Genomic DNA, 5448 nt, shown 5'->3' with positions numbered 1-5448 from the left:
ACCCTCCCTCCCAGCCCTCCCGGCTGATCGAGCGCGGCGCCCTGGCGCTCTCCTCCGTCCCACCCCGCTTTCCCGTTTCGGAAACCGGAACCTCTTGCGCCCCACCCTGCGGGGTCGGAAGCATCGAAGCGGGCACAGCGGAGCAGACTGAGGAGGGAACCGCGTGAAGGTCACGAAGCTCGTGAGCACGTGTGACATCAAGGACTGTCCGACCATCTATGCCACGGACAGGGACACCCTCTTGGTGCAGGGGGAGACGCCTACCGATCACGGGTTGGAGATTCCGGCACACGAGACCCTCGTGGAGATCCCGATGCAGCTCGTGTTCGACCTGATCCGGAAGGGCCTCCGTGACACCTAAGACTCTCGGAGAGCTGTTCGGCACCTTCGAGCAAGAAGCATTCAGGCTGGAGACCCTCGCCGACTACAGCGGGTCGGGCAACGTGGACGCCTACCGAGCCTTCCTCTCCGGGCAGCCACAGCCGGACGACTACAACGAGGCATGGGTGTCGGAGCTTCGGACCTTCACGGACCTCGGCAAGCGCGTCTACCGCGTGCACATTCTGACGCGCCCCCTCACACCGTATCTCCGGTTCGAACTGGGCTGGGGATACCGGAAGAACGCGACCGGGGGCGAAGAGTTCTTCATCCTCGACACGACGGACAGGCCCAACCCACTCGAAGGGGCTGGAGACTTCTGGCTCTTTGACGAGAGGACGGCAGTCGTCATGCATTACGACGACGCGGGGGCCGTCACAGAGCGGGAAACGATGCCTGACAGCCGGGCACAAGACTTCGTCACCATCCGGGATACAGCGCTGGCGCACGCCGAGCCGTTCTCCGACTGGTGGGAGAAGCACGTCGGCGCGTGAACAGAGGGCAGCTGGGAGCGGCGCTGCGGGCGCTTCGGCAGGCATCCGAAAAGGAAGCCAAGACCGTCGCCCGCAGCGCTGTGATGTCCACGAGCAAGCTCAGCAGGATTGAAACGGGGAGAGTCGCACCGTCCCCGGCGGACGTCGAGCGTATTCTCACGGCCATCGGAGTCTCGGACGAGGTCAAGGCCGAGTACCTGGAGGTAGCCCGGGCGGCGTCCACGGAAGCCACGGCTTGGCGCCTGGTCCGTCGGATGGGGGTGCACAAGGCCCAGGAGCAGACGAGATCGCTGGAGGCCCAGATGGCCGTGCTGCGCCTCTTCCAACCGGCCTTGATCCCGGGACTGCTGCAAACCCCCGAGTACATCCGGGCCATTCTTGCCCGGCACGACCTTGGTGAGGAGGTTCTCACCCGCACCATCAGCGCGAGGATCGACCGCCAGCAGGTGCTCTACGACTCGGCCAAGGAACTTCACTTCGTCATCACTGAGTCCGTGCTGCGGTGGCGGATCGTGTCGGCCGCCAGGATGGCGGAACAACTGGACCGACTCGTTTCCCTCTCGCGCCTCCCCAACATCGACATTCGGACCGTTCCCCTGTCGGCGCGGCAACAGGACATCGCCAACCACGCATTCGTCATCCGGGACGACAGGACAGTGACGGTCGAGACGATCCATGCCGAGATCGTGGTCACCGATCCCCGGGATGTTTCCCTGTATGTCGAGAAGTTCGAGCGCTTCGCATCGGCGGCTCTGTCCGGTGATGACATGCGCGCCATGCTGGCGCGTATCCGAGATGAGTTGTTGCACGAACAGGAAACCGGCTAGATCCCGATGCCCCGTCCCCGACACCATCGGCTGCTGACGCACACAGACGGCGGCGAAGGGACACGCGATGGCGGCCGGGACCGATGAGTGGGAGTACGTGACCTACGCGCCCAAGGGGGAGAAGTGCTCGGTCTGCCGCTGCGACGTGAAGCCTCTCGACCCGGTCCGCAGGGGAACCATCGAGCGTGCCTCGGGCCCGCCCGTGGTCGTGTACCGGCACGCGGGGCAGTGTCCTCGTCCGGGAACGGCTGCGGCGTGATGGACAAGCGGACGCGGAGACGGCCGCACGCGGGCTACATCCGGTCCGTGATGCCCAGCGCCGCCGCGTGGGCAGCCATGCGCTCGGCTGCCAGGGTCGCGCCCGTCGTGTCGCCGCGCTGGGTGGCGACGACCAGGGCCTGGCCGGCGAGGGTGTGGGCGCGCTGGTGCAGTGCGGCGATACGGGCGGGCGGGTTGGCCGGGACCGCCGTCGGTCGGGCGCGGAGCGGGGGGTTGCCGCGCAGGTGCTTGACGCACAGGGTCAGGCGGTGCGCGGCGTCGTCCAGGCCGGCGGTCGTCGGGGTCAGTGCGCGGAGCTCGTCCGTCACGGTGAGCAGCGCCGTGAGATGGCCGGCGAGCCGGATGGTGAGCTCCTCCTCGCGGGAGCGGTGCGGCCCGTGCGTGCACGCCGCGTGCCTGGTGCGGGTCGGCTCGTACATGGATGGCCTCCTGAGTTACCTCTGAAGGCCATCCTAACTTAGACGCGGTCTAAAGTTGTTTCGATTGCAGGAAGGGGTGAGGGTTACGGCTGTCCGTAACCGTCCAGGAAGTTCCCGATCCGGGTCACCGCGTCCGCCAGGTCCTTGGCGGAGGGGAGGGTGACCAGGCGGAAGTGGTCCGGCTCCGGCCAGTTGAAGCCCGTGCCGTGGACGACCATGATCTTCTCGGCCCGCAGCAGGTCCAGGACCATCTGGCGGTCGTCCTTGATCTTGTAGACCTTGGGGTCGAGGCGCGGGAAGGCGTACAAGGCGCCCTTGGGCTTGACGCAGGTGACGCCCGGGATCCGGGTGAGCAGCTCGTGCGCCACGTCGCGCTGCTCCAGCAGCCGGCCGCCCGGCAGCACCAGGTCGTTGATCGACTGCCGGCCGCCGAGCGCGGTGGCCACCGCGTACTGCGCGGGCATGTTGGCGCACAGCCGCATGTTGGCGAGGATCGTCAGGCCCTCGATGTAGCTGTCGGCGTGGGCCTTGGGGCCGCAGACCGCCATCCAGCCGCTGCGGTAGCCCGCCACACGGTAGGCCTTGGACAGGCCGTTGAAGGTGAGGGTCAGCAGGTCCGGGGCGATGGCGGCGGTCGGGGTGTGGGTGACGCCGTCGTAGAGGATCTTGTCGTAGATCTCGTCGGAGCAGACGATCAGGTTGTGACGGCGGGCGATCTCCGTGAGGGATCGCAGCATCTCGTCGTCGTAGACCGCACCCGTGGGGTTGTTGGGGTTGATGATGACGATCGCCTTGGTGCGGTCCGTCACCTTGCTCTCGATGTCGGCCAGGTCCGGCATCCAGTCCGACTGCTCGTCGCAGCGGTAGTGCACCGCCGTGCCGCCCGCGAGGGAGACGGAGGCCGTCCAGAGCGGGTAGTCCGGCGCGGGGACGAGGACCTCGTCGCCGTCGTCGAGCAGCGCCTGCATCGACATCTGGATCAGCTCGGAGACACCGTTGCCGAGGTAGACGTCCTCGACGGACAGCTCGATGCCCTTGGTCTCGTAGTGCTGCACCACCGCGCGGCGGGCGGCGAGCAGCCCCTTGGCGTCGCCGTAGCCGTGGGCGTCGCCCACGTTGCGCAGCATGTCCTCGAGGATCTCGGGCGGGCACTCGAAGCCGAAGATCGCGGGGTTGCCGGTGTTCAGCTTGAGGATGCGCTCACCTGCTGCCTCCAGCCGCATGGCCTCCTCGAGCACCGGGCCACGGATTTCGTAGCAGACGTTGGCGAGCTTCGTTGACTGGATCACCTGCATGACGGCCACCATACGGGGACGCCCCACGCCGTGCGCGCCCTTTCCTCCGTCGCTTCGGTCTCAGCACCCTCGCCCGTAACGCGCTGGTCAGCCCGCCGGAGTGCGTCGTACTGTCCGTCCGGCCAGTACGTCCGTCCGGCGTCCGTCTTCCATCACAAAGCGTCCGGCAATCAGGACATAAGGAATGCCGGTCGGAAGCGTCCGTGGGGCTTCGAAAGTGGCACCGGCGGCGACCGTCTCCGGATCGAAGAGAACGAGATCGGCGCGGTGGCCGACCCGGACCAGACCCCGGTCCGGCAGTCTCAGCCGGGCCGCCGGACGCGACGTGAGATGCGCCACGCACTCCTCCAGCGAGAGCACTCCCAGCTCGCGGACGTAGCGGCCCAGGTAGTGCGGGAACGTTCCGTAGGCGCGCGGATGCGGCTTCGCGCCGTGCAGGATTCCGTCACTGCCGCCCGTGTGGACGGGGTGCCGCATGATCGTGCGGACGTTCTCCTCATGACCCACGTGCTGGAGGATCGTCGGCCCCAGCCGGTCTTCGAGCAGCAGGCGTCGCGCCGTCGCCCATGGCTCCTCCCCGCGCTCGCGGGCGGAGCGGGCGACGCTCCGGCCGACGTAGGGAGCCAGGGCCGGGTCCGCGACGCCCGAAATCTCCACGCTCTCCCAGTCCACGGTCACCCCGTGGCAGCCGTCCGAGCCCGTCACCTCCAGCGCGTGCCCGATCCGGGCGGCCGTGGCGTCGTCGCGCAGCCGCGCCAGGATCGCCTCCGGGCCGCCCTCTCCCGCCCAGCCCGGCAGCAGAGCGGCGAGCGTGGTGGAGCCGGGGGTGTAGGGGTAGGTGTCGAGGGAGACGTCCGCGCCGTCGGCCAGCGCGGCGTCCAGCAGCGCCAGCAGCTCGGGGGCGCGGCCCTCGTTCACCCCGAAGTTCATGACGGCGTGGGCCAGATGGAGGGCGCAGCCCGCCGTCCGGGAGAGCTCGATCATCTCCTCGTACGCCCGGAGCGCGCCCGCCCCGTACGAGCGGTGATGCGGGCAGTAGTAGCCGCCGTACGCCGCGACGACCCGGCACAGCTCGGTCAGCTCGGCGTCGTCGGCGTACATGCCGGGGGTGTAGGTGAGGCCGGAGGAGAGTCCTACCGCGCCCTGCTCCAGGCCCTCGGCCACCAGGCGCTTCATGCGGCCGAGCTCGGCGGCCGTCGCCGGGCGGTCCTCCCAGCCGACGGCCAGCATGCGGACGGTGCCCTGGGGGACGAGATAGGCGGCGTTGACGGCGATGCCCTCGCCCGCGAAGCCGTGGTCGAGGCGGTCGAGGTAGCCGCCCACGGTGCGCCAGGTGAAGTCGATGTCGCTCCCGTCGCCGTTCCAGCCGGTGATCTGGGCGCGCACCTCGGCGAGGGTGCGGTCGTCGACGGGCGCGTAGGACAGGCCGTCCTGGCCGATGACCTCCAGGGTCACGCCCTGCGCGGCCTTCGCGGTGTGGGCGGGGTCGCGCAGGAGGGCCAGGTCGCTGTGGGCGTGCATGTCGATGAAGCCGGGGGATAACGCGAGGCCTTGGGCCTCCAGGGTGCGGGGGGCTGTGGGCCTTCGGCCCTCGCCCTCGCGGTGGATCTCGGCGATCCGGCCGTCCTTCAGGCCGACGTCGGCTCGGTAGGAGGGGCGGCCGGTGCCGTCGATGACGTGGGCGTCGCGGATGACGAGGTCCATGCGTGTCCCTTCCCCGGTCCCGCCCCTTCCCGATTCCCGGGGGCTCCGCCCC

6 protein-coding genes are annotated in these 5448 nt (G+C 68.9%); 3 read left to right on the top strand and 3 right to left on the bottom strand.

What is annotated here, in order from left to right; genetic code table 11:
• Positions 1-163: 163 nt before the first annotated feature.
• The 3 genes from K6I33_RS31255 to K6I33_RS31245 are packed head-to-tail and all read left to right on the top strand — an operon-like array spanning position 164 to position 1699.
• Positions 164-361 carry a hypothetical protein gene (locus tag K6I33_RS31255; RefSeq protein WP_229357918.1) on the top strand — a complete coding sequence of 66 codons (198 nt, stop codon included), beginning with the start codon at positions 164-166 and terminating at the stop codon, positions 359-361.
• On the top strand, positions 351-872 hold the full coding sequence (locus tag K6I33_RS31250) for a DUF6879 family protein (protein ID WP_229357917.1): 522 nt from the start codon (positions 351-353) through the stop codon (positions 870-872). Before K6I33_RS31255 ends, K6I33_RS31250 begins: the two co-directional genes overlap by 11 nt.
• Positions 869-1699 (top strand): helix-turn-helix transcriptional regulator, encoded by an 831-nt coding sequence (locus tag K6I33_RS31245; RefSeq protein WP_229357916.1) that lies wholly within the window; start codon positions 869-871, stop codon positions 1697-1699. Before K6I33_RS31250 ends, K6I33_RS31245 begins: the two co-directional genes overlap by 4 nt.
• A gap of 293 nt (positions 1700-1992) precedes the next feature.
• On the opposite strand, the gene K6I33_RS31240 is transcribed toward K6I33_RS31245, so the two are convergent.
• From K6I33_RS31240 to K6I33_RS31230, 3 genes are all read right to left on the bottom strand, one after another.
• Positions 1993-2397: a hypothetical protein gene (locus tag K6I33_RS31240; RefSeq protein WP_229357915.1), complete on the bottom strand. Its 405-nt coding sequence runs from the start codon at positions 2395-2397 to the stop codon at positions 1993-1995.
• 83 nt (positions 2398-2480) lie between these two features.
• A complete protein-coding gene (locus K6I33_RS31235) occupies positions 2481-3692 on the bottom strand; it encodes a pyridoxal phosphate-dependent aminotransferase (protein WP_229357914.1) in 1212 nt (403 codons plus the stop codon).
• Between the two features lie 87 nt (positions 3693-3779).
• Entirely contained in the window at positions 3780-5396 is a 1617-nt protein-coding gene (locus tag K6I33_RS31230) for an amidohydrolase family protein (protein ID WP_229357913.1), read from the bottom strand.
• Positions 5397-5448: the final 52 nt, after the last annotated feature.

This window comes from Streptomyces sp. UNOB3_S3 (assembly GCF_020740895.1).
Lineage (GTDB): Bacteria > Actinomycetota > Actinomycetes > Streptomycetales > Streptomycetaceae > Streptomyces.
The sequence above is the reverse complement of the archived record's forward strand: the minus strand, read 5'-3'. Positions and strand labels throughout refer to the sequence as shown.

What these genes read in the sequence shown, in the direction of transcription:
- K6I33_RS31240 (WP_229357915.1), bottom strand. Translation starts at nt 2,397, where the DNA reads ATGTACGAGCCGACCCGCACCAGGCACGCGGCGTGCACGCACGGGCCG.
- K6I33_RS31235 (WP_229357914.1), bottom strand. Translation starts at nt 3,692, where the DNA reads ATGCAGGTGATCCAGTCAACGAAGCTCGCCAACGTCTGCTACGAAATC.
- K6I33_RS31230 (WP_229357913.1), bottom strand. Translation starts at nt 5,396, where the DNA reads ATGGACCTCGTCATCCGCGACGCCCACGTCATCGACGGCACCGGCCGC.